6 protein-coding genes and 2 pseudogenes are annotated in these 17,953 nt (G+C 56.6%); 6 read left to right on the forward strand and 2 right to left on the reverse strand.

Annotated features, from left to right (window positions below; translation table 11 throughout):
• Positions 1–807: 807 nt before the first annotated feature.
• Together IVB22_RS21900 and IVB22_RS21905 are read left to right on the forward strand one after the other, a co-directional pair.
• Positions 808–7,275, forward strand: coding sequence for a non-ribosomal peptide synthetase (locus tag IVB22_RS21900; RefSeq protein ID WP_247519329.1), 6,468 nt, complete (start codon positions 808–810; stop codon positions 7,273–7,275).
• A complete protein-coding gene (locus IVB22_RS21905) occupies positions 7,268–8,683 on the forward strand; it encodes an MATE family efflux transporter (protein ID WP_247519330.1) in 1,416 nt (471 codons plus the stop codon). Before IVB22_RS21900 ends, IVB22_RS21905 begins: the two co-directional genes overlap by 8 nt.
• Here IVB22_RS21905 and IVB22_RS21910 read toward each other — a convergent pair.
• Positions 8,664–9,058, reverse strand: a pseudogene (locus tag IVB22_RS21910) (YbgC/FadM family acyl-CoA thioesterase). The gene IVB22_RS21905 and the pseudogene IVB22_RS21910 sit on opposite strands and share 20 nt — an antisense overlap.
• Positions 9,059–10,704: 1,646 nt before the next feature.
• Here IVB22_RS21910 and IVB22_RS21915 point away from each other — a divergent pair.
• The 4 genes and pseudogenes from IVB22_RS21915 to IVB22_RS21930 all read left to right on the forward strand — a co-directional run.
• On the forward strand, positions 10,705–12,180 hold the full coding sequence (locus IVB22_RS21915; RefSeq protein WP_247519331.1) for a coproporphyrinogen-III oxidase family protein: 1,476 nt from the start codon (positions 10,705–10,707) through the stop codon (positions 12,178–12,180).
• Positions 12,177–13,355, forward strand: a complete 1,179-nt coding sequence (locus IVB22_RS21920) for a hypothetical protein (RefSeq protein ID WP_247519332.1) — start codon at positions 12,177–12,179, stop codon at positions 13,353–13,355. The genes IVB22_RS21915 and IVB22_RS21920 overlap by 4 nt, the downstream gene beginning before the upstream one ends.
• An 84-nt stretch (positions 13,356–13,439) precedes the next feature.
• The gene (locus tag IVB22_RS21925) at positions 13,440–13,931 is read left to right on the forward strand and encodes a GNAT family N-acetyltransferase (protein ID WP_247519333.1); all 492 of its coding nucleotides are present in this window, start codon (positions 13,440–13,442) and stop codon (positions 13,929–13,931) included.
• A gap of 923 nt (positions 13,932–14,854) precedes the next feature.
• A pseudogene (locus IVB22_RS21930) lies at positions 14,855–15,232 on the forward strand (transposase); the annotation flags it as partial.
• A 920-nt stretch (positions 15,233–16,152) separates the two neighbouring features.
• Here IVB22_RS21930 and IVB22_RS21935 read toward each other — a convergent pair.
• A complete protein-coding gene (locus IVB22_RS21935; RefSeq protein ID WP_247519359.1) occupies positions 16,153–17,289 on the reverse strand; it encodes an MFS transporter in 1,137 nt (378 codons plus the stop codon).
• Positions 17,290–17,953: the final 664 nt, after the last annotated feature.

Consider the following 17,953-nt stretch of genomic DNA (forward strand, 5'->3'; position numbering starts at 1 on the left):
ACACTATTCTTATCGGCTCTGCTCTAGGAAAAGGAGTTTCCGAGCATACGTCTCGTGGAGACTAAGCAAAGGCGCCATCCGCAATTCAATTCCGGTTCGCAAAGCCGTATCGGTACGGCCTTTTGGATAGACTGGACATTGCCTGCCGTTCACAGCAAATGTTTCTGAGCGCGTTTTTCGTTTGCACCAAGGTGGACGACCGCGAACATCAACAGACCAAGGACCTCGCGGTGATGGTTCTGCACGCCCACGACTCGGCACGCTGCCCATAGCTATCTCGCTATGGCCAAGAGCGTCAAAACGCTTGAGCGCGCAACGACTGCCCTTCAGCGGTTATGCAAACAACGCCGGCCTCGTGGAAAACGCAAACACGCCTCTGTGTTGGTTCTTGCACAATCGATGTTACCGCTTGGTCGCCGCAGGCGACCTGTAGCCCGGCGAGCGCCAAGTCCCCGCTTTCATGAGGAGCGCACCAAATCATTGTCCAGGCGCCTACAAATGCAAGAAATCACAAGCCGGAGCGAGTCTCTGGGCGCGCTTGGTTGCGGGTGCCACGCAGACTACCCGCGTGTCTACTACAAGATCTGGTAGATGCCAACGCCGACTTGAGGCCCTAGCGTCCGGCCGTGTTCCCTTGCCGATCATCGCGGAAACAGTAGTGAACGCAAAGCACGAGAAGTTAAGAAACGGGCAAAACGGCACACTATGACTGGCAGAACCAGGGTGGCTACGCATTGCACACGCTCAATCAGGATCGTTGGTGTTCTGATTTAAGGGTCGCAGAAGGCGACGAATGGCGGGACGCGTATGCCTACGGAAAATCGATCAAGCAAAAATCAGCTTGTGGAACAACAACCGATCGACGCGATCACCGCGATCGATCGCCTTGCTAGATCAGATCCGGAAAGGGTTGCGCTGAGGTACGGCGCAGACGAACTCACCTACAAAGCGCTGCGATTAAGATCGGATGCCCTCGCAAGGACGTTACGAGAGCGGGGCGCTAACGGCATGGTCGTTGGCTATTGGGGTGAGCGGGACCTCGACTGGGCGACGGCGGTAGTTGCAATTTTGAGGGCTGGAGCAACGTACCTGCCGCTCGATCCATCGTTACCGGCTTCGCGTACATCATTCATGATCGAGCAGAGTCGCTGCGCTCTGATTATTGGCCCAGACCAGCTGGATTTGTTCAGCAAATTGCAGGCGAGCAGCAAAGGCACGACGCAATTCATAGCGATAGAGGCGGCGCTGCGCGAGGGCCAGACTTCGCCTGTTGTACCACCATCGTGCGAGGATGGACTCGCCTACATTCTGTTTACGTCGGGTTCGACGGGCAAGCCTAAAGGCGCAATGATCGAGCGCGCAGCCCTAAACAATCATTTGGTGGCAAAGATTGATGCCCTAACCCTCACTCGGACGGATTGCATCGCGCAGACGGCATCGCACTGCTTTGACATCTCGCTGTGGCAGCTTTTGGCAGGGCTTTGCGTCGGAGGCTGTATCGCGATCATTGATGATGCGACACTAAAATCGCCAGTATCCCTTCTCAAAGCAATTCAAGGATACGGCGTGACGGTTGTTCAATTCGTTCCGTCGATGCTTGCAATATTTGTTGAATATTTGCAGTCGCTTGCGGCGGCTGAGCGAGCTCTGGACAGTTTGCGGATTATTTCAACGGTCGGAGAACCTCTAACACCCGGACTGGCGCGTGCGTGGCTGGCCTTATATCCCCGGGTCCCCATTCTCAACCACTACGGGCCGACCGAGTGCGCGGACGGCGTTACGCATCATCTGGTTTCCGTAGCGCCTGCGCTGGCTGCCCCTTATGTGCCGATCGGCAAACAGATTTCTAACCTTGTGGTTTATGTCGCTGACGGACCGAGGCTGTGCAACACGGGAGAGGTCGGCGAAATCTGTGTTAGCGGCGTTGGTGTCGCCGCTGGTTACGTCAATGATGATGTTCGCACCAAGGATGCCTTTGGGCCAAACCCGTTCTCAAACAACCCGTCGTTCCAGCGCCTATACAGGACAGGTGATCTCGGGCGCGTTCGTTCCGATGGCCTTTTGGAATGTCTTGGTCGACGGGACCGTCAGGTCAAAATCCACGGGCACAGAATTGAGCTGGGAGAAATCGAGGCCCGCCTCTCCGCTCATCATTTAGTACGTGGCGCCGTCGCCGTCGCCTCCGTCTGCGCAGGCGTAAAGCTTATGGCGAGAGACATAACCAGGGCCGAAGGGGAAACTGGATCGAGACGACTCATCGCGTATGTGTCAGCTCCGGCTGAAGTGACGGAAGGCGAGCTTCAGAACCTTCTCGCCGAAGCGCTTCCCACCTACATGCTCCCAGAAAGGATCATCCACGTCGGCGGTATTCCACTGACCAGAAACGGAAAGGTCGATTTTGGAGCATTGCCGGACCCGGCCAGTGTTCGTCCTCTGTTGCCGACGCCATTCGAGGAGCCGAAAACAGAGCTCGAAGCCCAGCTGTGTCAAATTTGGTCCCGCGTTCTGCGTATTGAGAACATTGGCGTGATGGACCAGTTCATAAGCCTCGGCGGAGACTCGCTCCGGGCAATGCTCATATTGGGCCAATTGCAGACCCAGCTCGGAGTGAGAACGGATTTCAGGCTGGTCCTGAATGGAACGATCCGATCTCTTGCGGCTTCGATCTCGGCCCGAGTCGACTCCAAACCGTGCACAGCCCCGACGTACGGAAGGCTTATGCGATCGCCTCTGACGCGAGTTCAGGAGCACCTATGGTTTCTCTCGCAGCTCGATCCGTCTGCCAGGAACTACATCATTCAAGGCGGCCTGCGAATAAGGGGCATCATCGATCTGGCGGCGTTCAATCGCGCCTGGACCGATGTCGTTCATTCCCATCAGGCACTTTCGGCACGCTTTATCGACGATGACGGTCCGGTTCAGCTTTTTGATGCTCCGCAATGCGCAAGTCTTGAATTGGCTGATGCATCTCATCTCACGGCGCCGGAAGCTGAGGAGCTGATCGCAGAGTTACGGCGAACAGAGCTGAACGGCAGCTTTGATCTCAGCCAAGGCCATCTGTTTCGCGCGCGCATGATCCGTTTTGGCCCTGACAACCATCTCATACTGATCACCGCTCATGAATTTATCATCGATGCCTGGTCGATCTCTGTTCTACTCAGGGACCTTCGACAAAGGTACGAAGATGCCGCGGCGTTCTTGCCAGAGAACCGCGCCTCACTCTCGACCTACGCGGTCTGGGAAACACAACACCTTACTGCAGAGGCGTTGGCCAACCAACGTAGCTATTGGCGTCGTCAAATTGGTGATGATCCGCCGGTGCTTTCGCTTGGAACGGGACGAGCGCGGCCACAGACAAATTCCTACCGCGGCGCCTCGCATGCAGTGCTGCTTGGCAGCGAGCTCTCCAATCAGGTACGTGAGTTTGCGCGCCGACATCGGTGCACGACGTCGACAACACTCCTCGCCTGCTTCAAGCTGCTGCTGCGCACGTATAGCGGTCAGGACGATATTATAGTTGGCATACCGCACGTCGTACGGGATCAACCTGGCAGCGCCGAAATCGTTGGCTTTTTCCTGAATATGCTGCCAATCCGCACCGCGATCGATGTCGGCGAGTCCTTTGCGGTTCATGCCTTGCGCATCCAGAGCCTGGTCAGCGATGCCATCGCAAATTCGGCGTATCCGTTCGGCTGGATGGTAAGGGATACCCGGCTATATCGCGAAGCGGGACAATCACCGATCTTCCAGGTCATGTTCAACATGTACTCCGAGGCCCCGGAGCCACTTGGCCAGCATGAGTTGGATCTCACATTCCGCGAATATGAGACCGGCTATGTAAAATTCGATCTGACCTTGTATGCACAAGATCAGGGCGATGAAATTGCTCTCCAGCTCGCGTATGCGGAAGACATATTTTCCCGCGATCTGATTGTCCGCATGGCTGACAATCTGGGCTGTCTAATTGCAGCCTGCGTTGAGAAGCCGCTTGTGCCCATTAAAGATCTGAGCTGCCTCAGCGCGTCAGACGTCACTATGCTGGACTCGCTGAATAGCTCGGCGCAGCCGTATGAGGCTGAATGTCCGCTTATCGAAGCGTTCGAGCAAATCAGCGTCTCAAATCCCAGCCAGGTGGCATATTTTGGTGATTTCGGTGAGATCACATTCTGCCAGCTGCGTGAGCGCGTAACAACTATCAGATCGGTACTGCAGGCTTTTGACGTGGGGGCTGGCGATATGGTCGCCATGCTGGTGGACCGGTCGCCTGACGTGGCCACTGTTATTCTTGCGGCCCGAGCCTTGCAGTCCATTGTTGTCCCTATAGCGCCGGATTATCCGCGTGATCGGATCGAACATATCTTGCGAGATAGTCAGGCAAAGCTTTTGGTTCACGCAAATACCTCTGATCTTAGTTTTGACGTGCCGTCGATTTGTCTATTGACCCTTGAAGGGTGCGGCGCGCCCGCGCACGATTTTGAGTGCAGCGACAAACCATCAGACCAGGGAATTGCGAGCCTCATATACACCTCGTCCTCAACCGGAAAGGCGAAGGGGGTTCTTATACCGGAATCGGCAATTCTCAATCGACTGAACTGGACGTGGCGACGCTTTCCCTTCGACCGTACCGACGTGATGGTTGTCCAGAAGTCCGCATCACTTGTTGCGTCGGCATGGGAGTACTTTGGGGGGCTTCTGAGAGGTGTGCCCGCGCTGATCTTGACCCAAGAGCAGTTGCTGGATCCAGATCTGTTGTTGTGCACGTTGGCGAGACGTCGCGTGACACACTTATTTGCCTCGCCGCCGCTCCTATCCGGTCTCATTGCTTCCCAAGAACGGCACCCGCGACCGACCGCCTTGCGGTTGGTCACAAGCAGCGCCGAACCGATGCCTTCCTCGCTCCCGGTCCGCTGGCGTGCGCATTTCCCGGACGTGCCGTTGTGGAACTTCTATGGTGCTACGGAATGTGCATCCAATGCAGCGGTCTACGAAACATCGGATGCCTGCGACGGCTCGTCTCTCGTCCCCATTGGGCGCCCAATCGATAACGTCAAACTCTACGTGCTCGATTCGCAGTTGAAGAGAGTCCCTGTCGGTGTCGCCGGCGAACTCTGCATCGCGGGACGCTGCGTGAGCGCTGGGTACTGGCGGGATCAAGATCGGACCAACCGCTGTTTCGTGCCGAATCCGTATGATGACGGACAATACAGCGTTCTTTATCGTAGTGGCGATATCGCACGCATCTCAACCCGCGGCCTTCTCGAGATTTGCGGCCGATCGGACAACCAGGTCAAAGTACGGGGCTTTCGTATCGAGCTGGAGGAGATCGAAACGGCGCTTGAGTCTCATCCGGCAATTGCAAAAGCCGTGGTCGTCGCAGAAGGCGCGGATGACCATCGTCGCTTGGCTGCTAGCTTGGTTCCGGCTCGCGACGGTCTAAGCTCTGGAGATATCGTCACTCACCTGCGCCACACATTGCCGTCCTACATGATTCCCGCCGCCTTCCGTTTGGTTGATACTATCCCCCTAACGGCGAGCGGAAAGATAGATCGTGCCCGCCTGCCGTCTGTTCCTTACCGCCAGGTCGGCCCTGTTCCATCTGCTGAGCCACGCACCAGGAAGGAGCGTATTCTTGCTGGAATCTGGCAAGATCTATTACGCGCCAAGTGGGTCGGAATCGATCAGAGCTTCTTTGATATCGGCGGAGACTCTCTTCTGAGCGTGCGCTGCGTCACGCTGGCGCGCAAAGCCGGACTGAATCTTACAGTCGACCAAATCTATCGAACCCCGACCATCAGGGAATTGGCGACAGACGGAGCGGCGGTTACACTCCATACCTTCCCTTTCGCAGATGCCTCATTGCCGGTTATCCCCGCAATCTCATCTTGGAACCGTCTCGTCGGCTTCGATGAGCATTTCAACATCGGCGATCTGTTCTTCCTGCCCGGCGCCGTCCTGAATATCCGAGCCCTGGAGCGCGCACTTGCCCATGTCATGGATAGGCACGAAGGCCTCAGACTCCGTATTGCCCGAACAGACAATGATCTACGTCTGACAATCGGATCTTCCGTGGCCGAACGCCTCGTGGAGGAGATGGATCTTGTCGGAATGCCCGGCCTACAGCAGCGTAAGGCAATCGAGAGCGTCTCAGCAAGACGTCAACATATGTTTCGGTTTGACGGCCAGACGCCTCTTGTTAACGTCACCGTGTTCCGCACATCGGAAAGCGGCGATTACTATCTGCTGGTCCTGATGCATCATTTTGTAGCGGACGGGATAGGCTATCGACTGTTTTTGGAAGCATTGGATGCGGCGTACAACGCCCTTGCCTCAGGCCACACCATGAGTGGTCCTGAGAACATACAAATGCTCTCTCCATGGTTGAAGCGCCTTGAGCGCTACGCCAACTGCGAAGCGCCAGCCGAACTCAAATTCTGGGAGAGCATTGACTACCATCAGTTCAATTTTCACGTCAGCGACACTTCATCGGGCGGCGCGAGCTTTTCAAAACTAACCGCGAGAGAGCTTCACTATGCACGCCTTGAAGATCGCTTGGATGAAGCGAATTGCCGACCGCTTTGGGAAGATCAGGCCAAATACCATCTCGAGATTGACAAAGAAGCGACAGCTGATCTGCTCAACATTACAGCCAGATTGGCACATTGTCAGGACTTTGATGTGTTTCTTGCCGCCATATCTGGCGCCTTTGGACGCGTTTTCGGCAACTATTCGCTCTGGATTGATAGCCTTACCTCAACCCGAGGTCGGCTGTTTGACGATCTCGATCCATCTCAGATCATCGGCCATATCAGCGAGCTCGTTCCGCTTCCCTTGAGTCTCACCGGAATGCAGCCCCGTGCCGATCGTGCTCGTTCAATATACAGCCAGCGCAATGCTCTGCCGCGCAGGGGAATAGGCTTTCGAGCCATGAAGTTCCTAAACCGAGATCCAGCCGTGCGGAGCCGGATCGATCGCCTGCCCCTACCCAGAATTGGATTGAATTATCGAGCGGGTTTGCAGCGCAATTTTCCACGCCATCTCTTAGCCAAGGAACCTTCTCCACTCTGGATCGGCGAAGACGTGGACGAAGCGGCCGCGATTCACCTCTTCTGGTTCGATGTCGGATATCAAGCCGGGCAGCTCCAGATCGAAACGAGGTACAATCCAACCGAGGTCGGTTATGAGGTGACCCGCAATCTTTGCACGGTGTTGCAACAGGAGCTGTTGCAGACGATCAGCGAATTCGGAAGAGCTCGGCACACTTTTAGCCATGAATGAGCCGGATGCGGAATTCGCCGTCGAGACCGATAGCGATGTCTTGCCGAATAAAAGGCAGCACATCGATCTCTCGGACTCCAATCTCGTGAGCCTTATCCTGCGGCTCGCCATTCCGTCTGTTGTTGGCTTATCGATCAACGCGTTACAGGAGGTCGTCAACGCAATCTTTGTTGGCGCACTTGGCGCGCAGGCGATCGCAGCTGTCAGCATGACCTTGCCGATCGTGGTCCTGCTCGCGGCAGTCGGACACGGGATCGGTGTTGGAGCAGCGTCCTTCATATCTCGTCATCTTGGCGCCGGTGAGTACCTGGAGGCGAGTCGAGGCGCGAGTACTGCACTCGCGCTAGCCGCTCCGATCGGTATCTTCTTTACCGTCGCTCTTCTTCTAAATCTGCGATGGATCTTCGTAACGCTCGGGGCCACTCCAACCATCATGCCCTTGGCGCTCGACTACGCGGCGACGCTTTTGTTCGGGTACACCCTGATGCTTCTAAACATCGTCAACGGGTTCATCGTCAGAGCCGAAGGCAATACACGATTCAGCATGTGGACGATGATTACCGCCTTCATACTCAATGCCGCGCTTGATCCCGTCTTCATATTCTTACTGGACCTCGGTGTGCGTGGCGCAGCCCTCGCAACGCTGGTGTCTCAGATCGCTGGTATTAGCCTATATATCGCGTATTTTATGAAGCTTCGTGGAATAGTCCTCATTAGGATATCTCACATCTCGTTGCGAGCAGATCGCATCAGACAGCTGGCTTTCATAGGGGCGCCGGCGACCATGACCAGTGTTCTATCTGCTGTTGCCGTTATGCTTTTGTACGGAGCTGCTGCGCCGTTCGGCGACGATTCCATCGCTGCCGTGGGAATAGCTGTGCGAATCTTGACGATCGGCGCACTACCTATCACCGGCTTCTGTGTGGGCCCTCAAGCTGTCCTGGGTTTCGGTTGGGGCGCACGCGACTTTGCTCGTGTATTGAAGACTGCGAAGTTCATGCTCTCCGTGACTGTCGCTCTTTCCGTTGCTTATTCAGCGGCCGTTGTGATCTTTGCCCGGCCTTTGGTCAGGCTGTTCAGCGATAGCGATAAGGTCACGGAAATTGCCGTCTCGACCTGCATCGTCTTCCATCTCTTCTTTGGACTTTATGGTATTGAGTGTTTCGTGACGACGATGCTTCAGTCGTTCGGAAGAGCGCGCCTCAGTGCGGTTGTATCCTTGGCGAGGCAAGGCTATCTCTTCATACCGGCCGTACTGTTATTCCCGGTCATGTGGGGTTTCAACGGACTGTTGGCCAGTCAAGCAATCGCTGAACTGGGCGCCGGAGTAATCGCGCTGTTCATCATGTTCCACCAGTTCGCTGAGCTCAGACGATCGCTCCGGCATCCTACTTCAAGAGCGAAATAAACGCCACGCGTACACGCGCCGTGGCTATGAGATCGTCTCCGCGCCTGCATTCCTGCAGCAAGGCAATCGACGCTCCCTCACCTCTTGCGGGACTGTCACGACATCAAGCAGGTCATCCAAGACCGCCGGTTTTAGAAAATCGATCGTCATGGAGCGGACAACGAAGGCAAAGCCGGGCGCATCGTTCTTGGCTTCTTTGAGTAGCGCTTGCTGAGTGGTTCCGAGCAGGCGCAAGTAGTTCGTTCTACCGCATTCCATGAAGCGCAAAAAATTTGCGTGATAAACAATCTGACCGGAGTCAGTATCTTCGAAATAGACGCGGACCTGCATATGATGGCCGCCGTCGCGAAGTTCGCCATCAAGAGAAGCTGTCACAATGCGGTTCCCTTACTGCCCTTCTGGGACGAATTGTCTTGCACAGACGCGCGTTTCCGCAGCAAGTGCCAATGGGCTTGGTGCGTGCAGGTGGAGGCTCCCGGCGCAAGGCCGCTCGGAGACCGGTTGCTGTTGCGAGAAGCCGGAACCCCCTATCCAGATTTCGGGCAAGTCCCGCACGCACGGATGGTTTGCAGAGCTCTTATCGCTGCTCAGCAATCCCTGAGGACCGAAGTCGCCCCACCGGCAAGTGCCTTGATCTCCGCGTAATCTGCGCTTCGCAGGCCAAAGTTGGGATTGCCCGGCAGTGCGGATTGTTCAGCAAGCAGTCCTGTTCCGCGGAATCCTACCATTCATAGCAGTTGTTAAACTCCGGCCGGTCAGCCATCGCGGCTGGATATTCCAGGTGAGATGGTCATGGAGATCGATGAAACCGGGCAGAATGATCCACGGCACTTTGACTGGAGAGTCGGCCGCGCCGACGCGCTGCGGCCGGGCCTCGTCGCTCGGTACGACGCGCACCGCGCCTGGGAAGTCCGCGCCGAGCGCCGCCACGAGATCGAAGCCGCTCCGTGGCCACCCCGCCGCAAGAAAGCGACGAGTTCATTTGCATATCCGTCACGTGCCGGGACGCTGCCTTTATCAGCCGGGCGATTCGGTCGTAAGGTCGCCGTTGGAGCAGATGTTCGAGTTCGGCATGAGAGGCCGCCATCGTCATTCAACATTCCGCGTTGTCGTGTTCAGCCGTGTCCGGCTGAAGACGTTAATGTCCGGGGCCAGACACTGAGGCGCGAGTAATCCGTCGGTGGACGCGAAGCACATGGTTCTGCCCTCTTCAAGCGAGGCTCGCAAATGTCTTTTGTGGCACGTGGATTGCTGGGACACCGTAAAGGATCCGCACGACCATGACGGTCTCGCATTCGCCGGCCCAGGAGTTCAAATGAAACTTGCTCGATTGATCCAAATCAATGCCATGGACGCTGCGCTGTTGAGTGCGGTCCCGCCTAAAGCTTTGCCGCGTCCCTCGCGGGTGCCGCTGTCGTTCTTCGCGTTGGATAACTCTCAAGACCACCAGACGCGACTAGCATTCAGCGCGCTTACTCCCGAGCAAATCCAAACCAGTGTGACACGTTTGGGCGGCCGTGTGGCGAATGCATGCAGCGGCATGCGAATGTCGGCGTCGGATCGGAAGGAAACCAAATCAAGCTTGGTCTCGGGCAATGGCCGCCTCCTTTCGAAGAGGGGAGCGGACCGAAGTTGTTCAATGGCACGCTGGAGCAGATCGAGCTCGGCGCCCGACTCGGCGCTGGTCACACTCGGAGGTGGAGCACCACGAGCAGTATTCGCACTCCTCGGCGCCTGAAGCCTTCCTCGGTGCCGTTTCGCAACGCCGAAGGACATTCGGCCTCGGCCACGGCATCTGTCTTCCTCGCGGAACCATAATCATCCCGCGCGTGTCGCCGAGCGGATGGCGACACTCGTTCTGATCTACGGTGGTTACCTCGAGTGGGAGCCGACAAATCCGCGCCTTTGATCGAAATGCACGACTTCGGTATCGAGCCCGAGCTGAAGAGCGCGATGTGACACGAGGAACGGAGCTGCCATCGCGGCTTGCCTTCACACGAAAGCTAGAGGAGTTTAGAAAAATGCGCGCGCCGACCTATTCCGAGGCCTTGGAATTCGCGATCGACCGCTCGTACGACATCAACCTTGACATGTTGAGGTCACGGAATTTGCACCTTGACACGCACAACGATTATCTTGTCGGCACATATCCGCCTCTCAAGGCAATGGGCGACCTGAACGCCGAAAAGTTGTTGCTCCAGGTTACGTCGTCAATTGATCTCTATTTTCACATCCCCTTCTGCAATCAGTATTGCACCTTTTGCCACTTCGCCAAGGAAATCAATCCATCTTCCGGGCGAGTGGAGCGCTATCTGGCGGCTTTAGATAAAGAGATGAGTTGGTCGGACGCGGCGCTGGCTGGCAGAGCTGTTGAGACTGCTTTTTTTGGAGGCGGCACTCCCTCGTTCTTGACCAACCGTCAACTCGAAACGCTATTTGGTATGATTAGCCGGCGCTTTGATTTGTCTAAGTCGGAGGTGAGTTTCGAATTGCATCCCTCTCTTGCAAAGGAAGTGGACGCTGCAGATCGCATATCCACACTGCTTAGAGCCGGCGTAAACCGCTTCGTATTGGGCGTTCAGAGTCTAGATCCTAGCATTTTACGCATATTGAACCGCGGGCACCACGTGGACGAGGTAGTACAACTCGTAAAGTTACTGAATGAGATGGGCGTTGAGAATCTGTCGCTTGACCTCATGTATGGGTTGCCGCAGCAAACGCTCCGGAGCTGGTACGACTCACTTATCGGCTTACTGGATATGGGAATAGAGAAGTTCAATGTATTCCCATTGATGTTTAAATCCACAGACCCCGTAGCCCGCCATTTGGCTCGGGGACGATATCAATTTGCCGGGGCTAAGGAGCGCATTATCATGCATTTTATGGCCGAGCACATCCTCACGAAACTCGGCTATCGCCATGGGCCGATTTTCTATTGGAGTAAGCAGCCGCAGCCACACTCGGTTCAACAGAGCCGCAAATACGATTCCTGGAACGACAATAATCTGGTCCCGTTTGGGGTTGCCGGATTTGGTTACATGAGCCAGTGCCAGTTCTATAACGAGGCAGATTTGGATCGCTACCTGTATAGGGTTGAGGCGGGCGAGAAGCCAGTGTGGAAGGGTGTTGTCCTGTCGCAAGATGATCTCATGCGCAGAACGGTAATGTTTGCCCTGCGAAGCAGCGGGGTGTTGCTCTCCCGCTTCGAGCGGGAGTTTGGGGTGTCCATCGAGAAATGCTTTGGCCGCGAGCTTGAACTCTTGAATGAGGCAGGACTCATCTGCATTTCAAACGATGGCCTGCTTTCGTTAACCGCCGCCGGCACCATCAATTCGGGCGCCGTATCGCTGCTATTTTTCTCGAACAGTATACTTGAGCGGGTCGCGTACAACGACAGTAGGATAGTAGACAAACGAACTGATCTGCTCGAAAAACATGATTACTCACCGGCCGGACGATACGGGTCAAGTGCCGAAATGCAAGTTGCTTTTCGATGAAGTCGCGGGCGCCGCAAGGGTCGCCCTGCCAGGCGGAGGACATATTTTCGCATCTGACCGATAGCATTGATCGCCGGCAGCGAGAACGCCCGCTTGGGCCGGTCAGCAATTTTGTCGCCGATCAACTGCCGCACTGCATTGCGGAGATCAAATGCAGTGAACGACCAGATGAAGCGGTTAAGGCTCTTGGGCGTAGCATCAACGCGATGATTGCGGAGACGGACTATGATGCGCAGCTGCTCAGTCTGCCGCAGCCGGACTTCGAGATCGCTAAGACAGACATCCAATATCTCGTAAATTGTGCTTATCAGATGTCTGCGTTTGCCGGCCTTCATCCCGTGGACGCCGAGCTGACGGTGGGAGAGGCACTGAGCCGCCTTGCGCGCTCAAGTTGTCAACGGCAGCCTGGCATTGAGGTCCTCTCCTATGAAGATATGATCCTTACGAATCCATTGCAGAACGATCCACGCGTATACTGCCTCGGGGCGGCCGGGGTCGAGGAGCGAGATTTTTGCTTGGGCCATCAGATCATCGAGAGCGAATTGCAGTCAGCAATGGACGCTCTGCTTAAGTTGCGTGATGTGGCCGACGTGGATGCGGGGCAATGTCTCGCGCTATGCCTGGAGCGCCTTGAGTCAGCAAACTATGTTCTGACGCGCTTTTATGAACATATGTCGCCGGACTTATTTGGCCAATTTCGTGTGTTTTACGGAAAGAATCCTTACAAGAATACGCTTGGTCCAAGCGGCCGCTTCTCGGCCCGTATCGTGGCGGTCTCGGTGCTACTGGTCGGTGAAGAACTCTTCCACCAGAAACCGCAATTTTATAGGGATCTGTATCGGCTGTCCGAATATTATCCGCAGAGATGCATTCACGAGGTATTCCGCTGGCTGTCGTCAGGCAAAGGGAGTGCACCGCTCAAGCCGACTTGGCTAAAGGGGAAAGCGGACTTTCCCAGGGTTGCGACCATTTCGCCAGTCATGGAGCATCACGGCGGCGAAATCGGAACGCTGCGCACGTCCTGTGTTTGTGCACTAGATCGGTTTACCCGGATGCACCGTAGTACGGCCTTAAAATATACGGTTGAGCCGGGTCGTCCAGTTGTCGGAGTTGAGGTATCGGAAAGTGTTGAGGCTGTCCTTTCTCAGCGGCTGTTGACAGAGGCGCGCCGGTAAGCTGACGGTGGTCTCTGGGTGGCGAAAAGCAGACAACGATGCCAGAGGCGCAGGCGTCCGACACCGGTCGAGAGGTGATAGTCGATGTCTCAAGACGAACTGATCCTTCGTCGGTTCGAGTCTGGGGATAGCGATGATGTATGGCATCTGCACAGAAGCGCATCGCAGGATGTTGGTGTGTGTGGCCCGGAAGGGGCCTGGGAGGATGATTTACGCAATATCGGGGAAGTATACATCGCCTCGGGCGGAGACTTCGTAGTTGCGCATATTGGTCCCCGACTCGCTGCCATGGGTGGGCTGAACCCTTTTGATGATGATGTCGCAGAACTTAAACGTATGCGGGTCGACCCCGTCTTTCAGCGACGAGGGTTTGGAAGGAGGGTTCTTCGTGAATTGGAGTCGCGAGCTCTTGCTCTCGGTTTCAAATGGATAATGCTCGACACAACAACGATCCAAGTAGGGGCCCAAAGACTTTATGAGAGCTCTGGCTATGTTCGCCGCAGGGAAGGGATGTTGCACGGATATGCAGTGATCTTTTACGAGAAGCGGCTCATTGGCCAGGATGACCCCGCATGAGCAAATGAGGTTGTGAGACCGGATAATCCAGTGAAGCTCTACGGACGCGCAACGAGCACAAATTCAATCACTGCCCCTGACTAGCCCAAACGCCCAAACTCGCTCCTTGGGAATGATGTCGAATGCGCTCAGATAAAACCGTAACATCCGCGAGCACTTTCTCGTTGAGTCCCGCGAGATCTGCGATCGGAATGAATCGTGTCACTGTAGCTGACAAGGACGTGAAGGTTTTGCGACCGATAGGCGTCGAACGCACGCACAAACTCACGCCTGGCCGAACCAGCGTTGAATTCAAAACGAGAGCTGACACGGTGCGCCAGCGGCGGATAGGCGAAGACGCTCTGGAGCGTCGTCGGCTCGCGACGTGAGCGGATGGCGCGAAGCGTCGAAAGTCAGCGGAAGTCGGGGCCGCCTGTTCAGACGGACGGTCGCAACCTGCATAGCGTGGGACAGACTTAAAGCGTCCCCCGTGAAGATGCGATAGCCCAGCCGCTTGAAATGCCTGGACACGGTGCATGTGCCGGCGAACGGATCGTAGAGCGAGTGGCCCCGGCGCCATGCGCGCGGCAAAACTCTCCAGCCAGGGCAACGTCGCGGTCTTCGAGACGATATAGCGCATCAGGTCTACCGCCTTGTCCGAACCGCGTCGTCGACCTCGAATGCCTCAACTGCACGCAGCAACAAACGCAACAGATTTCATGCATATGCGCCATCACGACAGCCGACCGCTCCGACCGAGAGTCGTCCCAATCCAATCATGAGACGCGCTGCATCAGTCTCTGTGATAGGCCTATCGTTCATCGCTCGCCAAACCAGCGTCCGCTCCAGCTTCAGCTCACTGGCAAGCTGCGCAGCACTCCAGCCGAAGTTCTGCGATAACTCGCGCAAGCCCCTGGCTGTGTCCCGATCTGGCTTGCCAGCCGGCAACCGCATTTGCCCAGGACGATGCCGAGGCCGCTAAAATGCAGTGGCGCAAGGTCTCCGACCAGCTCCGTCCCAAGCTGCCCAAGCTTGCCGGCTTCCTCGACGAGGCCGAGACCGACGTGCTCGCCTACATGACGTTCCCACCGCAGCACCGGACCAAGCTGCACTCGATCGAGCGGCTCAACGGTGAGATCAAGCGGCGCACCGAGGTGATCGGCATCTTCCCCAATGAGGACGCCATCGTCCGGCTCATCGGCGCGATCCTGCTCGAGCAGAACGACGAATGGGCCGTCCAGCGCGCCCGCTACATGACGCTGGAAACTATCGCTCCGTTGAGCGATGATCCAACCGTCAGCCTCCCGGCTATCGCCAGCTGACCAGTCCGGCTCTTGCCGGCGAACGCGGTGTCCCACCGCCAGTTACACCACGCTTAGGGACACGATCCGGTTCGACTAATGGCCGGACACACGTCCGCCTTGCGAGGAGCGATTCATCTGCAGGGTTTGCAATAAGCGCGGCACCATTCTAAGGGAGCGAAGTGACCCAACCATGCCCATGAGAAAGCGTACGGACTAAGAACTGCAACTCATCTCCACATCGTGTACGCGTCTGTAGCGCATCACTGCGCGCTCAGTAGCTAACCTGGTTCTGGCCATTAATTGAGCTTTCCATCGGGTGCCGACTTCGAGACTCTTCCAAGCGATATCGCTACTAAGGCCGATCTCGTGGTTTCTCATCTGTCGCAGACCTTATCGAGCACCGCCCGCACCCGCGGCGTTGTCTCGGCTTCGAACGTCGGGCGAGTCCCGAGAAAGAATGGATGTCAAATCGACTAGGCTTGCAGAATTCGAAAGGTTAAGGCCACCGCACAAACCTGTCCATCGGCTGCGAGATACCAGATGCCGGTGTTTCCAAGTCCCTTAGGCATCAACGCCTGCTCGGCGAACATCCGCTTTGCGCAATCGGGTTGAAAACTCGAGCTTGCGAACAGCCGAAAGCGCGGATTCACTCAGGTATAGAAGCCTGGGATGAAGCAGTGATTGGGCGAACAGCAAGCGCATCAAGCGACCCATCGTAGGCATGAAGGCAGATCTCTGGAAGAGCGCGGACTACCAATCGCCGGGCCTGAAGCACTTCCGGAGAAGCGCACCGCTTTGGGACCAGCAAAAAGTAGCCGATCATCGGCGCCAGGCAGATATCAGCTAGCCAACTCATTGCCGTCTGCTCGATCAGAGACAAGCCACGATCGAAGCTTCTCTTGCGCGCGAGGTGCCGCTCTGTCACGTTTCAAACGCATTCACCGTGTGTTCGCCGTCACGATGGGCGCCAAGAGCACGACGAGGCACATGAGCCCGGCTAGGACCCCAAATGCGGCCGGCAGTCCCACGTACTTGGCCAGTAACCCTATACCAGCCGGTCCAATGAGAATTCCGGCATAACCAACCGTCATGATCGCGGCAATCGCCGGACCAACGGGCATCGCCTCCTGCGTGCCGGCGCGCCGGAACAGAATCGGGGCGACATTCGATAGGCCAAGACCAATGAGCAGCAAGCCGGCCATGGCGATGACGGCTACCGGTGCGGCCAGCAGAGCTCCGAAACCGGCCAAGGCCAGTAGACTTCCGAACATAAGTGTCGCGCGGTCCCCCGCGCGTTCGACGACGGCGTCGCCAGCAAGGCGTCCCACCGTCATGGCTATGGAGAACAGTACATACGCTAAGCCGCCCTGCGTCTTTGGAGCAAGACCAGCGCCGACGACCAACAAGGCAGCCCAATCGAGCATCGCGCCTTCGATAAGGAAGGCGATCGCCGCAATCGCGGCTAGAAGGAGCACGATGGAACGCGGCAGAACGAACGACGGTCCCTGGTCCGCCTGCGCCGTTGGTACCAATCGCGGCCACGCCAGCATGATCGCGATCACTATCAATCCCGAGCAGACCACAGTCGAAACAAATGCGTCAATCTGCAGCGAGAGAAAAGCGGTCATGGCTGCAGACCCCACAAGTCCCCCGATGCTGAATTGAGCGTGGAAGCTGGACATCAGCGGGCACTCCGCCGTGCGCTCCACCTCGATCGCATGAATGTTCGCGGCCACGCTAATCGAGCCTATCGAGGCGCCTAAGGCGAATAGCGCGACGCCGAGCGACAACTTGCTAGCTGTCGTGAGGCACGGCAGGACGATCGCGAGACTAAGCCCACCCACAAGAATGATCAGCCTGACGCCGTAGCGGGCGCTCAAAACACTGGTCAGAAGCATCGCGATGATGGATCCAGCACCCAGGCAGAGCAGTAGTAGGCCAAGCACGCCATCATCCACCGCCAGCCGGTCTTTCGCAAATGGTACGAGCGGGGCCCAGGCCCCGAAGCCGACCCCGGGAACGAAGAATGCAAGACGCGTTGCTAACCGAGAGGATGGTTGACCAGCAGACGCCATGACAGGGACCTTATTGATAGACGACCCGCGGGCGCTGTACCAGCGACGGACTCCCGCGCGACAGAGAGTGCGCAGGTTCGGCGGTCGAGAGGACATCGTTTGTTGGCGCAATCGCCATGCCGGACGGTTCAGCGCGTGATATCGGATCGCGTCGATCGTCACTCTTCTAGTTCGATCCGCGACGACATCTTTGATTGCAAATACGATGCCACCGCGAAAACTCACGTGACGTCTCGATCCGAACTCGATACGATCGGCAACTGTGCCGGCTAGGCATGGAGCGTTGGGGGCTCTCAACAAGCTTGTTACTTGCTGATTGATGAGTGCGGTCGCGCACTGAAGGAGCACGAAGCACCCGAGTGCGCCTCGAGACCGCGCATTACGATTCCGTGGCGCCCTTCAGCGCGCCAACGCGGCCTCGCCTTCCGTAGTCATATCCGCGACAAATCAATATGGCTCAGTCGCAAAGCTGACAACGAGATGAAATTCCATCTTGCCGATCGCAATCGGTCTCAATGCGAGGCGATGGGCTTGCAACCCGGTTACTCTGGGCTTGCGTAGCCTGCCAAAGCTTGTGGCAACCGACATCGCGGTGTAGACGCCGACATAAACACTTTGATCATGGAAGCCACGCAGAGGCTTATGTGCCTGCTAGACTCATGGT

Origin of the sequence: Bradyrhizobium sp. 190, assembly GCF_023073415.1 — a bacterium.
Classification (GTDB): Bacteria; Pseudomonadota; Alphaproteobacteria; order Rhizobiales; family Xanthobacteraceae; genus Bradyrhizobium.

Bases quoted from the DNA above. Each gene is read 5' to 3' on its own strand.
- IVB22_RS21900 (WP_247519329.1), top strand. From the start codon at position 808: ATGCCTACGGAAAATCGATCAAGCAAAAATCAGCTTGTGGAACAACAA.
- IVB22_RS21905 (WP_247519330.1), top strand. From the start codon at position 7,268: ATGAATGAGCCGGATGCGGAATTCGCCGTCGAGACCGATAGCGATGTC.
- IVB22_RS21915 (WP_247519331.1), top strand. From the start codon at position 10,705: ATGCGCGCGCCGACCTATTCCGAGGCCTTGGAATTCGCGATCGACCGC.
- IVB22_RS21920 (WP_247519332.1), top strand. From the start codon at position 12,177: ATGAAGTCGCGGGCGCCGCAAGGGTCGCCCTGCCAGGCGGAGGACATA.
- IVB22_RS21925 (WP_247519333.1), top strand. From the start codon at position 13,440: ATGTCTCAAGACGAACTGATCCTTCGTCGGTTCGAGTCTGGGGATAGC.
- IVB22_RS21935 (WP_247519359.1), bottom strand. From the start codon at position 17,289: ATGGCGTCTGCTGGTCAACCATCCTCTCGGTTAGCAACGCGTCTTGCA.